The sequence below is a fragment of the Kitasatospora cystarginea genome (assembly GCF_039533515.1).
Classification (GTDB): Bacteria; Actinomycetota; Actinomycetes; order Streptomycetales; family Streptomycetaceae; genus Kitasatospora; species Kitasatospora cystarginea.
Genome location: NZ_BAAATR010000014.1, coordinates 73,514 through 90,250, shown reverse-complemented (window position 1 = coordinate 90,250; position 16,737 = coordinate 73,514). Strand labels below are relative to the sequence as shown.

The 16,737-nt window shown below is 70.7% G+C and carries 11 protein-coding genes and 4 tRNA genes; 7 read left to right on the top strand and 8 right to left on the bottom strand.

Annotated elements, in window-relative coordinates; translation table 11 throughout:
- Nucleotides 1-225 precede the first annotated feature (225 nt).
- Complete coding sequence (gene purF / locus ABD369_RS17585; protein ID WP_344637356.1) at nucleotides 226-1,806, top strand: amidophosphoribosyltransferase; 1,581 nt, start codon at nucleotides 226-228, stop codon at nucleotides 1,804-1,806.
- A 234-nt stretch (nucleotides 1,807-2,040) separates the two neighbouring features.
- Nucleotides 2,041-3,123 carry a phosphoribosylformylglycinamidine cyclo-ligase gene (gene purM, locus ABD369_RS17580; RefSeq protein ID WP_344637355.1) on the top strand — a complete coding sequence of 361 codons (1,083 nt, stop codon included), beginning with the start codon at nucleotides 2,041-2,043 and terminating at the stop codon, nucleotides 3,121-3,123.
- A gap of 256 nt (nucleotides 3,124-3,379) precedes the next feature.
- Here purM and ABD369_RS17575 read toward each other — a convergent pair whose 3' ends face one another.
- Nucleotides 3,380-3,625, bottom strand: a complete 246-nt coding sequence (locus ABD369_RS17575) for a DUF3073 domain-containing protein (protein ID WP_344637354.1) — start codon at nucleotides 3,623-3,625, stop codon at nucleotides 3,380-3,382.
- Nucleotides 3,626-4,112: 487 nt separating this feature from the next.
- Nucleotides 4,113-5,270: a Glu/Leu/Phe/Val dehydrogenase dimerization domain-containing protein gene (locus ABD369_RS17570; RefSeq protein WP_344637353.1), complete on the bottom strand. Its 1,158-nt coding sequence runs from the start codon at nucleotides 5,268-5,270 to the stop codon at nucleotides 4,113-4,115.
- A 216-nt stretch (nucleotides 5,271-5,486) separates the two neighbouring features.
- On the opposite strand from ABD369_RS17570, the gene ABD369_RS17565 reads away from it, so the two are divergent.
- Together ABD369_RS17565 and bldC are read left to right on the top strand one after the other, a co-directional pair.
- On the top strand, nucleotides 5,487-6,419 hold the full coding sequence (locus ABD369_RS17565; RefSeq protein ID WP_425557645.1) for a DUF8083 family protein: 933 nt from the start codon (nucleotides 5,487-5,489) through the stop codon (nucleotides 6,417-6,419).
- A gap of 580 nt (nucleotides 6,420-6,999) precedes the next feature.
- A complete protein-coding gene (bldC, locus tag ABD369_RS17560) occupies nucleotides 7,000-7,206 on the top strand; it encodes a developmental transcriptional regulator BldC (RefSeq protein ID WP_014137253.1) in 207 nt (68 codons plus the stop codon).
- A 330-nt stretch (nucleotides 7,207-7,536) separates the two neighbouring features.
- On the opposite strand, the gene ABD369_RS17555 is transcribed toward bldC, so the two are convergent.
- Together ABD369_RS17555 and hrpA are read right to left on the bottom strand one after the other, a co-directional pair.
- Nucleotides 7,537-7,610 (bottom strand) — tRNA-Asp (locus ABD369_RS17555).
- A gap of 121 nt (nucleotides 7,611-7,731) precedes the next feature.
- Nucleotides 7,732-11,697 carry an ATP-dependent RNA helicase HrpA gene (hrpA, locus tag ABD369_RS17550; protein WP_344637351.1) on the bottom strand — a complete coding sequence of 1,322 codons (3,966 nt, stop codon included), beginning with the start codon at nucleotides 11,695-11,697 and terminating at the stop codon, nucleotides 7,732-7,734.
- A 276-nt stretch (nucleotides 11,698-11,973) separates the two neighbouring features.
- Here hrpA and ABD369_RS17545 point away from each other — a divergent pair, with 276 nt between their 5' ends.
- On the top strand, nucleotides 11,974-14,403 hold the full coding sequence (locus ABD369_RS17545; RefSeq protein ID WP_344637350.1) for a helicase-associated domain-containing protein: 2,430 nt from the start codon (nucleotides 11,974-11,976) through the stop codon (nucleotides 14,401-14,403).
- A 507-nt stretch (nucleotides 14,404-14,910) separates the two neighbouring features.
- Here the strand turns inward: ABD369_RS17545 and ABD369_RS17535 are convergent.
- The 4 genes from ABD369_RS17535 to ABD369_RS17520 form a co-directional block, all read right to left on the bottom strand.
- A tRNA-Phe gene (locus tag ABD369_RS17535) sits at nucleotides 14,911-14,984 on the bottom strand.
- A gap of 27 nt (nucleotides 14,985-15,011) precedes the next feature.
- Nucleotides 15,012-15,085, bottom strand: a tRNA-Asp gene (locus ABD369_RS17530).
- A gap of 56 nt (nucleotides 15,086-15,141) precedes the next feature.
- Nucleotides 15,142-15,214: transfer RNA gene (locus ABD369_RS17525), tRNA-Glu, on the bottom strand.
- Between the two features lie 133 nt (nucleotides 15,215-15,347).
- Nucleotides 15,348-15,689, bottom strand: coding sequence for a metallopeptidase family protein (locus tag ABD369_RS17520; protein ID WP_344637446.1), 342 nt, complete (start codon nucleotides 15,687-15,689; stop codon nucleotides 15,348-15,350).
- Nucleotides 15,690-15,862: 173 nt separating this feature from the next.
- Here ABD369_RS17520 and crcB point away from each other — a divergent pair, with 173 nt between their 5' ends.
- Together crcB and ABD369_RS17510 are read left to right on the top strand one after the other, a co-directional pair.
- The gene (crcB, locus tag ABD369_RS17515) at nucleotides 15,863-16,372 is read left to right on the top strand and encodes a fluoride efflux transporter CrcB (RefSeq protein WP_344637349.1); all 510 of its coding nucleotides are present in this window, start codon (nucleotides 15,863-15,865) and stop codon (nucleotides 16,370-16,372) included.
- A complete protein-coding gene (locus ABD369_RS17510) occupies nucleotides 16,369-16,725 on the top strand; it encodes a DUF190 domain-containing protein (protein WP_344637348.1) in 357 nt (118 codons plus the stop codon). Before crcB ends, ABD369_RS17510 begins: the two co-directional genes overlap by 4 nt.
- Nucleotides 16,726-16,737 lie beyond the last annotated feature (12 nt).

The window sequence follows — 16,737 nt, the reverse complement described above, 5'->3', positions numbered from 1 at the left end:
GCCCCGCCCCCGACGCGCCGTCAGCCGTCCGATATCCCCCGAAGGCGCGCGGCGCAAGGAAACTCCGGGGCTCGGCGAATTGCGGTGCCGGAATTGCGCTTGCGGTAAGGGGTTTTGTCTACGCGCGTCGCTATGTTTTGTCTACGCGCGTCGCTATTCGATCGGGCAATAATCGGGCGCTCCCCAGTTCCGGAACGCGTACGGAACTGCCCTAGACTCGAAGGCGTGCCACGTGGTGACGGAAGACTCAACCACGATCTTCTTCCCGGCGAGAAAGGCCCCCAGGACGCTTGTGGCGTCTTCGGTGTCTGGGCTCCCGGCGAGGAGGTCGCAAAGCTCACGTACTTCGGCCTCTATGCCCTGCAGCACCGTGGACAGGAATCCGCGGGCATCGCAGTGAGCAACGGCTCCCAGATTCTCGTCTTCAAGGACATGGGACTGGTCTCCCAGGTCTTCGACGAGGCCTCACTGGGATCCCTGCACGGGCATATCGCGGTCGGACATGCCCGCTACTCGACCACAGGTTCGTCGGTCTGGGAGAACGCCCAGCCGACCTTCCGGGCGACCGTGCACGGTTCGCTGGCCCTCGGCCACAACGGAAACCTGGTGAACACCGCCGAACTGGCGGCCATGGTCGCCGAGCTGCCCGGCGAGGAGCACGTCTCCCGCTCGGGGCGGACCGCGGCCACCAACGACACCGACCTGGTGACCGCCCTGCTCGCCGGTTACCCGGACCTGTCCATCGAGGAGACCGCCCGGCAGATCCTGCCCAGGGTCAAGGGCGCCTTCTCGCTCGTCTTCATGGACGAGCACACCCTCTATGCCGCCCGCGACCCGCAGGGCATCCGCCCGCTGGTCCTCGGCCGGCTGGAGCGCGGCTGGGTGGTCGCCTCCGAGACGGCGGCCCTGGACATCGTCGGCGCCTCCTTCATCCGCGAGGTGGAGCCCGGCGAGCTGATCGCCGTCGACGAGAACGGCCTGCGCACCAGCCGCTTCGCCGAGGCCAGGCCCAAGGGCTGCGTCTTCGAGTACGTCTACCTGGCCCGCCCCGACACCAGCATCGCCGGGCGCAACGTCCACCTCTCCCGGGTGGAGATGGGCCGCCGGCTGGCCAAGGAAGCCCCGGTCGAGGCCGACCTGGTGATAGCCACCCCGGAGTCCGGCACCCCCGCCGCGATCGGCTATGCCGAGGCCAGCGGCATCCCGTACGGCTCGGGCCTGGTGAAGAACGCCTACGTCGGGCGCACCTTCATCCAGCCCAGTCAGACCATCCGCCAGCTCGGCATCCGGCTCAAGCTCAACCCGTTGAAGGAAGTCATCGCGGGCAAGCGCCTGGTGGTCGTGGACGACTCGATCGTCCGCGGCAACACCCAGCGCGCGCTGGTCCGGATGCTGCGCGAGGCCGGTGCCGCCGAGGTGCACATCCGGATCTCCTCCCCGCCGGTCAAGTGGCCCTGCTTCTTCGGCATCGACTTCGCCACCCGCGCGGAGCTGATCGCCAACGGGATGAGCGTCGAGGAGATCGGCCGCACCCTCGGTGCCGACTCCCTGGCCTACATCTCGCTCGACGGCATGATCGAGGCCACCAAGCAGCCCAAGGAGCGGCTCTGCCGGGCCTGCTTCGACGGCGAGTACCCGATGGAGCTGCCCGATCCGGCGCTGCTCGGCAAGCTCCTGCTGGAGGCCGAGATCGCCGGCGGCAAGCAGCAACACAAGCCCGTCCGCGGCAAGACGACCAGCGACCTGGACGGGGTCCAGTCGCTGATCGGGGGCGCGGGTGCGGGCGACGCGCTGCGACGGCCGTAACGGGCGCAGGCCGCCAGGGGCGCGGGGAACCGCCCGGTCGACCGGGTGCGCGAAGCGGAGGGCCGCGGGCGCACGGTCCCACGGACGGCCGGGGGCCTCGGGGCGCGACCAGCGCACCGGGGCCCCGCGCCGCGCGGCTCTCCGCGCCCCGAGCCGGTTCCCGTCCCCGAAGACTTCCTCGCTGACCGAGGTGTCCGTTCCAAACCCCCTTCGACCCGAGAGGGCCGCACAGCAGTGACCAGCAACGAGAGCGGTGCCACCTACGCCGCCGCAGGTGTCGACATCGAGGCCGGCGACCGTGCCGTCGAGCTCATGAAGCAGTGGGTGAAGAAGGCAGACCGGCCCGAGGTGGTCGGCGGCCTCGGCGGTTTCGCCGGGCTCTTCGACGCCTCCGCCTTCAAGCGCTACGAGCGTCCGCTGCTGGCCTCCGCCACCGACGGCGTCGGGACCAAGGTCGCCATCGCCCAGGCCATGGACAAGCACGACACCATCGGCCACGACCTGGTCGGCATGGTCGTCGACGACCTGGTGGTCTGCGGCGCCGAGCCGCTGTTCATGACCGACTACATCTGCGTCGGCAAGGTCGTGCCCGAGCGGGTCGCCGCGATCGTGAAGGGCATCGCCGAGGGCTGCACGCTGGCCGGCTGCGCGCTGGTCGGCGGCGAGACCGCCGAGCACCCCGGTCTGCTGGGCCCGGACGAGTACGACGTCGCGGGCGCCGGCACCGGCGTGGTGGAGGCCGACGCGCTGCTGGGCGCCGACCGGGTTCGTGCGGGTGACGTGGTGATCGCGATGGCCGCGTCCGGGCTGCACTCCAACGGGTACTCGCTGGTGCGCCACGTCCTGTTGAACCAGGCCGGCTGGTCGCTGGACCGCCAGGTCGAGGAGTTCGGGCGGACCCTGGGCGAGGAACTGCTGGAGCCGACCCGGATCTACTCGCTGGACTGCCTGGCGCTCACCCGGGCCACCGAGATCCACGCCTTCTCGCACGTCACCGGCGGAGGCCTGGCGGCCAACCTGGGCCGGGTCATCCCGGACGGCCTGCACGCCCGCCTGGACCGCGGCACCTGGACCCCGCTGCCGGTCTTCCAGACCGTCGCCCAGGTCGGCCGGATGGCCGCGCTGGAGATCGAGAAGACCCTGAACATGGGCATCGGCATGGTCGCCGTGGTTCCGCCGTCCTCGGTCGACGTGGTGCTCGCGGTCCTGGAGGACCGCGGCGTCGAGGCATGGCTGCTCGGTGACGTCGTCGAGCGCACGGACGAGCACGACGGCGCTGCGGCCCTCTACAACGCGTACGAGGGCTTCCAGCTCTGACACCCGCGACACCGGACGAAGGGGCCCCGAGCGGGCCCCTTTTCCGTGCTCCCGGCGTTGAGGTGCGCCTGGTTGTGCGTTCGGCCGCTCCGGAGGCGGCTGAGGCCCCTCCAGGCGTTCCCAGGCGTCCCCGGAGGCTCATCACCGCCCGAGGAGCCGCCGTTGTCCCCGCGGGCCCGGCCCGGTTGGCAGGTGTACGGGAACGCCGAAGACCGGCCTGGCGCTCCGGGAGCGCCAGGCCGGTCCGGTCGGGCTCTTACGCGCGGCGGCGGGACTGGCTGTTGCTGCCCGCGTCCTCCGCGTCGTCGTCCTCGTCGTCGTAGCGAGCCGCGTACGCCGCGTAGGGGTCGTCGTCCTCTTCTTCGATCGGCTCAGGGTTGATCGAAGCGTTCGGAGTTACGCCCAGCTCGTTGGACAGACGGTTAGCGTCGAAGCCGCCGCTGTTGTACTTCAGCTGGCGGGCGACCTTCGTCTGCTTGGCCTTGGCCCGGCCGCGCCCCATGGGTCGACCCCCTCAACGGTGGGGCTCACGGCCCCGAGTCTGACACGTGTTCATGATCAGGAGCGGCGCGCCCGAAGTGGGAGTGCCGTCCCTTGGAGCATTAACGGTACCTGTTTCCGCCGCCGGACGGTACGTCGCCGGTGTGACGTGGCGCGCACAGTCTGTCCCCGTAACCGGTTCTTTCCTGGTCAGGTGGGGATTTCCGGGCTGTCGCAGGCTGTTCGGAGCCTGCGCCGGTTCCGTCGTTCCGGGACCGATTATCCCTCGCCCGGGGCGCAGGATCGCCCGTTCGGGCTATAAATCGAGAATCCGGTTCCACATTGTGATGCGCCCGGGGCGGAGCCCGGGGACCTCGGATCCCCCGCCTCGGGCGCACTGGTCCGTTCGGGCGGCCGGTGGCTCGGCCGGCCGCCCCCGGGCGCTCTCCCCGGTGCCGGTGTTCCCCGGCTCAGGCACCGGCTCGCCCGTCGGCCGGGACCGGCCAGGTTCAGCCCTTGCGGGCGCCCGGCAGCAGGATCGTGCGCAGCGCGCTGATCTCCCGCATCCGCTTCTCGGCCAGGCGGTCGGCGGCGACGGCAGGCGGGACGCCGTCGGTGGCGGCCCGGGTGAAGATCTCCAGGGTGGTGTCGAAGATCTTGGTGGCCTTGTTCTTGGCGCGTTCGAAGTTGAAGCCGTCGATCTCGTCGGCGACCTGGATCACGCCGCCGGAGTTCACCAGGTAGTCGGGCGCGTAGAGGATGCCGCGGTCGGCGAGGTCCTTCTCGACGCCCGGGTGGGCCAGCTGGTTGTTGGCCGCGCCGCAGACGATCGAGGTGCCGGCCGCGCCCAGCGCGCCCACCGTCAGGTCGTCGAGCGCGCCGCCCAGCGCGCACGGGGCGTAGACGTCCAGGTCGGCCCGGAGCAGGGCCTTGGTGTCGGCCACCACCTCGACCTCCGGGTGCGCCGCGCGGACCCGGTTCAGGGCGGTCTCGGAGACATCGGTGATGACCACCGTGGCGCCGTCGGCGACCAGGTGGCCGACGAGGTAGTGGCCGACCTTGCCGACGCCCGCGACGCCGACCCGCTTGCCGCGCAGGGTGGGCTGGCCCCAGCGGGCCTGGGCGGAGGCGCGCATGCCCTGGAAGACGCCGAAGGCGGTCAGGATGGAGGAGTCGCCGGCACCGCCGTGCTCCGGCGAGCGGCCGGTCACGAACTCGGTCTCGCGGGCGATCACGTCCATGTCCTGGACGTAGGTGCCCACGTCGCAGGCGGTGATGTAGCGGCCGCGCAGGGACTGCACGAAGCGGCCGTAGGCGCGGAGCATCGCCTCGTTCTTCGCCTTGTCGGGGTCACCGATGATGACGGCCTTGCCGCCGCCGAGGTCGAGGCCCGCCAGCGCGTTCTTGTAGCTCATGCCGCGCGACAGGCGCAGCGCGTCCTCCAGGGCCTCCTCCTCGGAGGCGTACTGGTGGAAGCGGGTGCCGCCGAGGGCCGGGCCCAGCGCGGTGGAGTGGATGGCGATGATCGCCTTCAAGCCACTGCTGCGGTCGTGGCAGAGGACCACCTGCTCGTGGCCGTCGCCGGGGGCGCCGTCCTGCTCGGTGCGGAAGATCCTGCTCAGCACACCGGGTGCGGGGTGCGTCGCGGAGGTCTGTACGTCGGTCACTGTGGTGACTCCAGTATCTGTGGCCCACTGCTGTGGTGTGGGCGGCTGGGGGAAGAGTAGCCCCGGGGAGGGCCCCGGATCTGCCCCCGTGCGGCAACGAAAGGGGGACGGAACCGGCAACGAGCCAGGGCCGTGGCGGGCAACGGGAGCGGGCGGCGGCAAAGAGGCGCGGAACACCCTCCCGGCGGGCGGGGGCGGCGTGCGACGATGCGATGCGTGACCACCGTGCGCACTTCGGTTCTTCCGCCGTACGCCGCCCATCTGCGGGTCTACGAGCCGCTGGCCGCCTATCCGGAGCCCGAGCGGGCCCGTTGGCAGGCATATGCCGCCACGCACGGCCCGGACGCCAGCGTCCCCGAGCACTCGGTCGCCCCGGCCGCACTCGTCGAACAGCGCAAGGCGCTCGCCGAGGTGGTGGGCCGCACCCCGCGCGCCCTGCCGGACCGGGAGAGCGAGCAGGCCTTCGTCCGGCAGCTGGACGGGGTGACCTACGTCTGTCCGTGGGCCACCCGGTTGCGCAGCTGGCAGGCGCTGGACGAGCTGCGCGCCTCGCTGCCGGTGGCGCTGTTGGACACCGTGCTGCCGCCGGCCGCGCGGGCCGCGGCGACGGCGCAGCGGGAGCGCTGGCAGGCGGGTCACCCGGACGACCGGCCGTGGATCCTGACCAGCCGTTGGGAGGTGCCGCTGCGCTGGTTCCTGCCGTTCGGGGCGGAGGACCGCTGCTTCGTGCCGGGCAGCGCCGAGGACCGGCGGGGGCAGGTCGCGCCGGCGCTGTTCTATCTGACGCCGATGGCGCAGGCGCGCCGCCGGGTGGCGCGCGCCTACCGGGCGCTCCGGGAGCGGCAGGGGCTCGGCAGTGCCGGCGGCCCGGCGCGGGGACCGGCCGGCCAGGGTGGGCCGTTGGTGCAGGAGGTGGAGCAGATCGGGCGCTGGCTGGAGGAGTTCCACCCGCGGTCCCTGGTGGAACTGGACTACGGGGGTCTGGTGCACCTGCTGGGTCCCGAACGGCTGGCGGTGGAGGACTCGGTGGCCGAGGTCGAGTCCGGGCTGCTGGCGCTGCGCTCCGGCGACGAGGCCGGCGCGGTGCGGGCATACGAGACGGTGACGGCGCGTTGGCGCCAGGTGCTGGCCCTGCGGTACGCCAGCTGACGGGGAGGGCTGCCGGGCCGGGGCAGGCCGGCCGCGGTGTGACAGGCGATCGAGGGGCGCCTGACGGGCCCTCAGCAGCCCTTCGGGGGGAGGGTGTCAGTGGTCCGGGTGAGGATGGTCGGGCCCTTTGGAACAGGCGAGCGGGGACCTAGGTCCCGGTTCGGGTCAATACCCCTCGAACGTGACACTACTCACCGTTGACGCGAACTTACACCTATATGCAAAAATGGGACAACCGGCCCAAGTTCACTCACGTGTGTCCACTTTTGGGTGGATCTGGCGGTAGTGCGTGCTTTGCGGGGAAACTAAGGGTCTGGTCCGCTCCTGACCGATGGTTACCGTACGGTGACTGTCCGCTATGGGCCGGTCCATGGCCTTCCGTCGTGCTTGAACCCGTGAGGGGTCAATTTTGGCGGTTTGGCCGATGGGGCTGGACGAATGGTGTAGTTGTAGACACCAGGACAAGCCGTTCGTCCTATAACCGACTCGGCCCGTCTGTGCCATTTCGGGCATCGCGGGCCAAGGTGCAGAATTTGAAGGATAGAACCGCCCTGGTTCGGTTCTCCCGAGGAGGCCGCTCATGACCGCTCGTACCCCTGACGCTGAGCCGCTGCTGACACCGGCAGAGGTCGCCACCATGTTCCGCGTGGACCCTAAGACGGTTACTCGTTGGGCCAAGGCTGGCAAGCTCACGTCCATCCGCACTCTCGGCGGCCACCGCCGTTACCGCGAGGCGGAGGTGCGCGCACTGCTGGCCGGTATTCCGGCGCAGCGTACAGAGGCCTGAGAGGCCCGCTGACGCATTTCGTGAGGGGCTGTATCCCTGACTCCGCCGGGTCTGGGGTGCGGCCCCTCACGCATGTCCGGAATCGCATGTTCCTATTGGTGCTGATGTGGGTGGGGGAATTCCTGGGAAATGCATGTGCAATTTTATATATTAAATTAGGGCCAGCGTTCAGGGTGTCTGGAGTGTCCGGTCTCAAGGGAAGATAAGTGATGACCATCACAGGATCGTTACCTTGTGGTCTAGACCTACCCTGCGGTAACGGGAACTGACGCCCGGTCAAGGCAAAGCGAGAGGCCCGGAACCTTTCGGCTCCGGGCCTCTCCTGTACTGCGATCCCGACGGGACTTGAACCCGCGACCTCCACCTTGACAGGGTGGCGAGCTAACCAACTGCTCCACGGGACCAGAGTGTTCTGATCTCTTGTCCGCTTGCTCGTCGCTCGCGAACAAGACAGATCGTACTGCATGTCGGGCCCCCAGGTCGAACTGAGTCCGTCCGCCCCCGGTTCGGGGGCGGACGGCGGTCCTACAGGGTGCTGCCGGCGGCGTCCATCGCCTTGAGGATGCGCTTCTCCGAGACGGGGGCCGGGGTGCCGAGCCCCTGGGCGAAGAAGCTCACCCGGAGCTCCTCGATCATCCAGCGGATCGCCCGGACCTCGGGCGAGGGCTCGCGGCCGGCCGGGACCTTCGCCAGCAGCTCGCCGTAGGCCTCCTGCACCTGCTGGACCTTGCCCAGGTGCAGCAGGTCGCGCTGCGGGTGGTTGGGCAGCGCCTCCAGGCGCCGGTCCACGGCGAGCAGATAGCGCTTCAGGTCGGGCAGCCGCTGCCAGCCGGTCTCGGTCACGAAGCCCGCGTGGATGAGCGAGGCCAGGTGCAGCCGGACGTCGTTGACCGCCGAGAGCAGCACCGGGCTGGAGACCGACTTCAGCCGGGTGGAGGCCTTGTGGAAGGCGATCAGCGCGCCGGCCGTCTTCAGGGTGGTGTCCGCGGACAGGTCGTAGAGGTCGGCCCGCACCTTGTCGTACAGCTTGGCGAAGGCCGCCTCGTCCCAGGCCGGGCCGCCGTTCACGGCCATCAGCCGGTCGGTGGCCGCCGCGACGATGTCCTCGAACAGCGCGGTGATCGAGCCGTGCGGGTTGTGGGAGAGGGCGAGCTTGGCCTGGTTGCCCAACCGGCCCTGGATGGATTTGGCGGGCGAGGGGACGGTGAGCATCAGCAGCCGCCTGCAGCCCGCCCACATCGCCCGTGCCTGCGCCTCGGGCGTGTCGAAGAGTCGGATGCCCACGCTCTCGCCCTCGTCCACCAGTGCCGGGTACGCGCGCAGCGAGTGCCCGCGCGAGCGCTGCTCGAAGGTGCGCTGGAGCACCGGCAGGTCGGCGGGCCAGGCGGTCAGGCCGGCGCGCTCGATGCCCCTGCCCGAGGCGGCGCTGGAGAGCGTCTCCTTCAGCTTGGGCTTCAGCTTCAGCCGCAGATCCTCCAGGTCCTTGGACTCGGCCAGCTTCCGCTTGCCGTCCACCACCCGGAAGGTCACCTTCAGGTGGTCGGGGATCCGGGAGTCGTCCCAGGCGTCCGCCGGGATCGGGATCGCCGACATCCGGTGCAGGATCCGCTCCAGGGTGGGCAGCAGCGGCTCCTGGCGGTCCTTCACCTGCTTCAGCGCGGCCGCCGCGAAGTCCGGGGCGGGGACGAAGTTGCGGCGGATCGCCTTGGGCAGCGAGCGGATGTACGCGGTGACCAGCTCCGCCCGCAGGCCCGGGATCTGCCAGTCGAAGCCCTCCGAGGTGACCTGGTTGAGCACCGGCAGCGGGATGTGCACGGTCACGCCGTCCGCGTCGCTGCCCGGCTCGAACTGGTAGGTCAGCTCGAAGCGCAGCTTGCCCTGCTGCCAGTAGTCCGGGTAGTCGGCCTCGGTGACGCCGTCAGCGGCGTCGTTGATCAGCATCGACTTCTCGAAGTTGAGCAGGTCCGGCTGCTCGTGCCGGGCCTTCTTCCACCAGGAGTCGAAGTGCCGGGTGGAGACGACCTCCTCGGGCAGCCGGGCGTCGTAGAAGTCGAACAGGGTCTGGTCGTCCACCATGATGTCGCGGCGGCGGGCCCGGTTCTCCAGCTCCTCGACCTCCGAGAGCAGCTTGCGGTTCTCGCCGAAGAACTTGTGGTGGGTCTCCCAGTCGCCCTCCACCAGCGCGTTTCGGATGAAGAGTTCGCGGCAGAGCGCGGGGTCGATCCGGCCGTAGTTGACCTTGCGCTGGGCGATGATCGGGACCCCGTAGAGGGTGACCTTCTCGTACGCCAGCACCGCGCCGGCCTTCTTCTCCCAGTGCGGTTCGCTGTACGTCTTCTTGATCAGGTGGCCGGCCAGCGGCTCGATCCACTCCGGCTCGATCTTCGCGTTGATCCGGGCCCAGAGCCGGGACGTCTCGACGAGTTCCGCCGACATCACCCAGCGCGGCGGCTTCTTGAACAGGCCGGATCCGGGGAAGACCGCGAAGCGGGCGCCGCGCGCGCCGCCGTACTCGCGCTTCTCCACGTCGAACAGGCCGATGTGCGAGAGCAGCCCGGAGAGCAGCGCCTGGTGGATCCGGTCGCCGTCAGGTTCGGCGTCCGGCAGCGGCTCGTCCACGATGACGCCCAACTGCTTGGCCACCGTGCGCAGTTGGTGGAAGATGTCCTGCCACTCGCGTATCCGCAGGTAGTTGAGGAACTCGGACTTGCACATCCGGCGGAACGCGGAGGAGGAGAGCTCGCGCTGCTGCTCCCTGACGTACCGCCACATCGACAGGTAGGAGAGGAAGTCGGAGGTCTCCGAGGTGAAGCGGCGGTGCCGGTCGTCGGCGGCCTGGCGCTTCTCGGCGGGGCGCTCGCGCGGGTCCTGGATGGAGAGTGCGGCCGCGATCACCATCACGTCGTGGACACAGCCCAGCCCGTCGGCGGTCAGCACCATGCGGGCCATCCGGGGGTCCACCGGGAGCTGGGCCAGCTTGCGGCCGAGGGCGGTCAGGCGCTTGCGCGGGTCCTTCTCGGCGGGGTCGAGGGCGCCGAGCTCGTGCAGGAGGTTGACGCCGTCCTTGATGTTGCGGGAGTCCGGCGGGTCCAGGAACGGGAAGGCGGAGATGTCGCCGAGGCCGGCCGCCGTCATCTGCAGGATGACCGAGGCCAGGTTGGTGCGCAGGATCTCGGCATCGGTGAACTCGGGACGGGAGAGGAAGTCCTCCTCCGAGTAGAGCCGGATGCAGATGCCGTCCGAGGTGCGGCCGCAGCGGCCCTTGCGCTGGTTGGCGCTGGCCTGGCTGACCGCCTCGATCGGCAGGCGCTGCACCTTGGTGCGGTGGCTGTAGCGGGAGATCCGGGCGGTGCCCGGGTCGATCACGTACTTGATGCCCGGGACGGTGAGCGAGGTCTCGGCGACGTTGGTCGCCAGCACGATCCGGCGGCTGCCCGAGCGCTGGAAGACCCGGTGCTGCTCGGCCGAGCTGAGGCGGGCGTAGAGCGGCAGGACCTCGGTGAACCGCAGGTTCAGTTTGTTCAGCGCGTCGGCGGTGTCGCGGATCTCGCGTTCGCCGGAGAGGAAGACCAGGATGTCGCCCGGCCCCTCGGCCTGGAGCTCCTGCACCGAGTCGCAGATCGCCTGGACCTGGTCGCGGTCCCGGTCGCCGTCCTCCTCGCCCTCGCCGTCCTCCAGGATCGGGCGGTAACGGACCTCGACCGGATAGGTGCGGCCGGAGACCTCGATGATCGGGGCGTCGTCGAAGTGCGCGGCGAACCGCTCCGGGTCGATGGTCGCGGAGGTGATCACGACCTTGAGGTCGGGGCGGCGGGGCAGCAGCTGCTTGAGGTAGCCGAGGATGAAGTCGATGTTGAGGCTGCGCTCGTGCGCCTCGTCGATGATCAGGGTGTCGTACTGGCGCAGCTCGCGGTCGGTCTGGATCTCCGCGAGCAGGATGCCGTCCGTCATCAGCTTGACCAGGGTGTCCTGGCCGACCTGGTCGGTGAAGCGGACCTTCCAACCGACCGCCTCGCCGAGCGGGGTCTTCAGTTCCTCGGCCACGCGTTCGGCCACCGTTCGGGCGGCGATCCGGCGCGGCTGGGTGTGGCCGATCAGGCCCTTGATGCCCCGGCCCAGCTCCAGGCAGATCTTCGGGATCTGGGTGGTCTTGCCGGAGCCGGTCTCGCCCGCGACGATCACCACCTGGTGGTCCCGGACCGCGGCGAGGATCTCGTCCTTCTTCTGGCTGACCGGCAGCTCCTGCGGGTAGCCGATCACGGGGACGGCCGCGCGGCGCGCCTGGACGCGGAGCTCGGCCTTGTCGATCTCCGCCGCCAGCTCCTCGGCGATCTTCTGCCGGGCCTCCGGCTTGCGGACCCGTCGTGCGCCGTCCAGCCGCCGGCCGATCCTCTGCTGGTCACGGATCGTGAGCTCGGGCAGGCGGGCGGCCAGCCCCCCGATGGTGGGCACATCGGCGGGCTGGGCTACGGGAGAACTCACTGCGGACATCCCTCTAGGTTCGCAAGGAGGCGCAGGCAGGCGCACCTCGGTTTTCGAGCTCCTCCAGTGTCACAGACCGCTCGGCGCTACGGCCGCGTGCCTTGCCCGGGGGCGGCGGCCCGCCCGCCCTCAGCCGGCAGCCGGGTCGATCCGGACGGTGCCTGCACGCCCTTGGGGCCGGCGGTTGATCGGTCGGGCGGGCGCTCCCGGTGGTGGCCGGCTTCCCGGCTTCGGGCTGCCGGAGTTCGCTGCCGGCGGCGCTGACGACTCACTACGCTGGGTGCCGTGACGACCGTCAAGTACCTCGCGGCCTGGCTGGCCGAGCGCACCCCGTCGCAGCTGGCCGAGCTGATGGAGCAGCGCGAACTTCCTTACGCGGGCAGGGTCGAAAGTATGGCCGAGCTGGCCGATCACCTGCTGATGGACCCGTCGGTCGACCTGGGGCTGCGCGAGATCGACCTCGGGGACCTTCAACTGCTCACCGCCGTAACGGCCCTGGCGGAGCGGCTGCACGGGCCGCTTCCCGCCGCACCGCGCGTTCCGCATCTGATCATGGGCTACGACGGATACCGGCCACGTCCGCACCTGCCCGCGGCCGATCCCGCCGAGCGGGCGGTGACACGGGAACAGCTCTTCCGGTTCCTGGAGCTCGATGCCGACGGCCGGGCCGTCGCCGAGGCCGCGCTGTCCCGGCTGGCCGAGCGGGCCCTGGTGCTGCCGCCGTTCGGGAGCAGGATCGTCGTCCCGATCCTGCTCCACCGTCGGTCCAGGGAGGCGAGCGGCTACGGCCGGCCGGCCGACCAGCTGCTGAGTGAGGCCTTCAACGCCCCGGAGGTCCACCGCGTCGCGCAGGGCCTGGGGCTCTCGAAGGCACGGACCCGCGACGAGGCGCAGCGGTGGATCGTCGCGGTGCTCCGTGACGGGGAGCGGGTGCGGTCCCTGGCCGCCGAGGCGCCTCCTGAGGCCCGCGAGCTGCTGAACAAGTTGGTCGCCGGCCCGCCGCTGTTGCGGACCCACTGCTTCGTCGCCCGCTATGTATTCGGCTACCAGGCGGGCGCCGAAGGCAAGTTCACCTTCCGCGAAGGCGGCTCGGGAGATCCGGGAACGGACTGGCTGGCCGCTCGCGCCCTCGTGCTGCCGGCTGGTGCGGACCTGGCGGAGCTGCCGTACGAGGTGGCCGACGCGCTGCGTGACCACGACCGCGTGCCGGAGTACGAGCCTTTCCCGCCCCCGGTCGCCGGTGCGGTGGAGATCCCCGTCGCCGTCGCCGTCGACGGCCAGGCGCAGGCCGCGATGGCCGAAGCCGTTTCCAGGGTCGAGCTGATGCTGCGCTGGATCGCGGAGCAGCCGCTCGCGGTGCGCAAAGCCGGTGGTATCGCAGTCCGGGACACCCGGCGCATGGCGAAGGCGGTCGGTGTGCCGGAGGAACAGGCCCGTCTGTGGCTCGATCTGGCCGCCAACGCGGACCTGATCACCCCCGTCGCCGAGGAAATGGAGAACGCTGCCAAGGGGCGGGCCCCGGCGCGTTCGGCGGTGCCCCGTCCGTCCGTCCGGATGCTTCCCACCGGGCGGTACGAGAAGTGGCTGGCCTCCTCGCCCGCGCGGCGGCTGCTGCCGCTCGTCGCCACCTGGGCGGTGGTGCCCGAGGTGTTCACCCACTGGCCGGACGGGGACGACACCCCGGTCGCGCTGGTCAGCCCGCAGGACGTCGAGGCCGTCGAGGTGCGCCGCGCGGTGCTGGAGGCGCTGGCCACCCTGCCGGCCGGGCGCGGGGTCGGTACGCGCCGAGCCGACGGGGACGGGGGTTCCACTCCGGCCGGTCTCATGGCCACGGCGGCCTGGTTCCGTCCGGCCGTCATCGGTCGGGGCCCGTGGGAGGCCGATCGCATCGCCGCGACCCTGTCGGAGGCGGAGTTGCTCGGGGTCGTTGCCCACGGGGCGCTCAGCCCGGTCGGACACGCCGTCCTCGGGCTCTTGAACGCGGGCGCACACCGCCACTTCCCCGCCGTTCCGGGTGCCGGACCGGTGCTGCGTGACTACCCCGCTCTGGACGCCGCGGTCGGGCACCTGTCCGCGGTCCTGGACGCACTGCTGCCCGCGCCGCGGACCACCGCCCGTTTTCAGGCGGACCTCACGGCGGTGGTCGCCGGTGCGGCCGCGCCGGAGCTGACCGACCTGTTGTCCGGCTGTGCGGAGCGGGAATCCGAGGGCCATGCCGTGGTGTGGCGGGTCACCCCTGCAGCGGTCCGCCGGGCCCTGGACTCCGGGATGGACGCCGCGGACCTGCTGGCCCGGCTGACCGAGGTCTCGGAGGGTGGGCGGCCGCTTCCGCAGCCTCTCGAGTACCTGATCAAGGACACTGCGCGGACCCACGGTCGGATGCGCGTGGTGCGCTCGGCATGCTGCATCCGCTCCGACGACGAGGCGCTGGTACTCGAACTCTCCAAGGCCCGTGCGCTGTCCAAGCTCGGGCTGCGGCGGATCGCGCCGACCGTGCTGATCAGCACCGCCGGGCCCGAAGCGACCCTCGGCGCGCTGCGGGCCGCCGGTTACGCACCCGTGCTGGAGGCGGAGACCGGGACCACGGTCATCGAGCGGGTCCGCCAGGAGCGCGGCCCCAGCCACATGCCGTCACTGCCCAAGGCGCGGTCCCGCCGCGGCAGAGGACCGAGCACCGCCCTGGCGCTGGCCACCGCGCTGCTGGCCGACCGCTGACCCCGCGATCTCGGCGCGGCCGACGGGGCGCATCCCGAAGGCGCGTCAGATCGGAGCCGCGGCGCTCGGCCGAGCCGCCGGGCCGGCCGGGCCCCTGGGTGACGGTCTTCTGCCCGGCGTCGACCAACAAGTACAGCGGGATACCCATCAACGGGTAGTCGCGCACCTTCCCGACCCAGTCGTTCTCCGGGTTCGAGGGGGAAACCAGTTCGACGGCGACAGCGGCGAGCTCGGACGGGACCTGGTTGTCAGACGTTTCCAACCCAGGAGGCCCTGCGGGCCGACTGGGGACGGCAGGAGCAGGTGCGGCCAGCGAGCGGTCGAAGGAGACGGGTCCGGTGTTCACCGGGGGCGGGGTGCTGATCGAACCGGACAACCTCCGGCGGAGCCGGTACCCGCCCAGTGGTCGGCTCTCCTGAGCCGTTGACGTACGGGTAGGCGTACCAGGCATGCAGAAGGCCCCGGAGAGTGATCTCTCCGGGGCCTTCTTGCCTTTTCAGGCCGTTGTGGCCAGGGCCGGGGTCGAACCGGCGACCTTCCGCTTTTCAGGCGGACGCTCGTACCAACTGAGCTACCTGGCCGTACTGCACCGTCTCTTTCGAGACGAGCGATCCCGACGGGACTTGAACCCGCGACCTCCACCTTGACAGGGTGGCGAGCTAACCAACTGCTCCACGGGACCTTGCACGGTATTTCTCCGCGCAGGCCTTGCGGCACTGACTTTACTACGGTACTGCGTGCCCCCAACGGGATTCGAACCCGTGCTACCGCCTTGAAAGGGCGGCGTCCTGGGCCACTAGACGATGAGGGCTTGCGGCCCTTCCGGCTGTTATCCAGCGTTCGGGGACGTCGAGAAGCATATGGGATGCCGGGCGCGAACACCAAAACGGATTCCGTCCGGGCGAGGCGGACCGTCAGAACGGGCCGCACGGACGGGGTCGGGGTCAGGACCAGCCGAGCTCGTGGAGCTCGTGGTCGTCGAAGCCGAAGTGGTGGGCCACCTCGTGGATCACCGTGGTGCGGACCTCCTCGACGACCTGTTCGCGGGTCTCGCAGTGCCGCAGGATCGGGTCCCGGTAGATCAGGATGCGGTCCGGCAGCACGCCCGCGTACCACTCGCCGCGCTCGGTGAGCGGGGTGCCCTCGTACAGCCCGAGCAGGTCGGCGTGGTCCGGATCCGGTTCGTCCTCGACGAAGACGGCGATGTTGTCCATCACGGCCGCGAGCTGCGGGGGAATCTGGTCCAGGGCATCTGCGACCAGCGTCTCGAACTCGTCCCGGGTCATCTCCACCGACCCATTGTCGGACGACGGGTGACGCGTTGCCAGATGATCGGTGGCGGCGGTTCCGGTGGCGGGGCGGTCCCGGTGGGTGAGCGGCCGTGCGGGGCGGTGGTCCGGCGGTGATTCACTGGAGTGTGAGTTCACAGCAGAGCAGGCAGCAGGGGCGGGGGAGGGCCGTGCAGGTGAAGCGGCGGCCACCGGTCCTCCGCGGGCAGGGCCCGGCGGTGGCCGTGGTCGCGCTCGGCGGGATGCTCGGTTCCGCCGTACGGTACGCCGCCGGTCTGCTGTGGCCCACCGCGCCGACCGCCTTCCCATGGACCACGCTGGTGGTGAACGTCGTCGGCTGCGCGGTGATCGGCGCCTTCCTGGTGCAGATCACCGAGGGGCGGACGCCGCACCCGCTGCTGCGCCCGTTCTTCGGCACCGGTGTGCTGGGTGGGTTCACCACCTTCTCGACGTACGCGGTGGACGTGCGCCGCCTGGTCGGGCACGGGCAGACGGCGCAGGGGCTGGCGTACCTGGCGGGGACCCTGCTGGCCGCGCTGGCGGCCGTCTGGGGGGCGTCGGCGCTGACCCGGCGGCTGCGGGCGGTGTGGCAGACCCGGGGCGCGGCCAGGGCGGGCCTGTGGGCCGAGTCCCCGGCCGGTGAGGGTGAGCCCCGCGAGAGCGATCGGAGTGCGGAATGACCAGGCTGACGGGCGTCGCGCTGCGGCTGACGGTGTTCGTCGGGGAGAGCGACATCCGGCACCACCGGCCGCTGTACAGCGAGATCGTCCACCGGGCGCACGCCGCGGGGCTGGCCGGGGCCAGCGTTTTCCGGGGCATCGAGGGCTTCGGGGCCTCCTCGCTGGTCCACACCGCGCGGCTGCTGTCGCTCAGCGAGGACCTGCCGGTGGCGGTGGTGATCGTGGACACCGCCGAGCGGATCCGGGCCTTCCTGCCGCAGCTCGACGGACTGGTCGAGGAGGGGCTGGTGACGCTCGAGGAGTGCGAGGTCATCCGGTACGTCGGACGGAGCGGGTCGAAGGAGGCGGAATGAGTACCGCGACGC

What these genes read in the sequence shown, in the direction of transcription:
- ABD369_RS17575 (WP_344637354.1), bottom strand. Translation starts at nt 3,625, where the DNA reads ATGGGGCGCGGCCGGGCCAAGGCCAAGCAGACGAAGGTCGCCCGCCAG.
- bldC (WP_014137253.1), top strand. Translation starts at nt 7,000, where the DNA reads ATGACCGCTCGTACCCCTGACGCTGAGCCGCTGCTGACACCGGCAGAG.
- hrpA (WP_344637351.1), bottom strand. Translation starts at nt 11,697, where the DNA reads ATGTCCGCAGTGAGTTCTCCCGTAGCCCAGCCCGCCGATGTGCCCACC.
- ABD369_RS17520 (WP_344637446.1), bottom strand. Translation starts at nt 15,689, where the DNA reads ATGACCCGGGACGAGTTCGAGACGCTGGTCGCAGATGCCCTGGACCAG.
- ABD369_RS17510 (WP_344637348.1), top strand. Translation starts at nt 16,369, where the DNA reads ATGACCAGGCTGACGGGCGTCGCGCTGCGGCTGACGGTGTTCGTCGGG.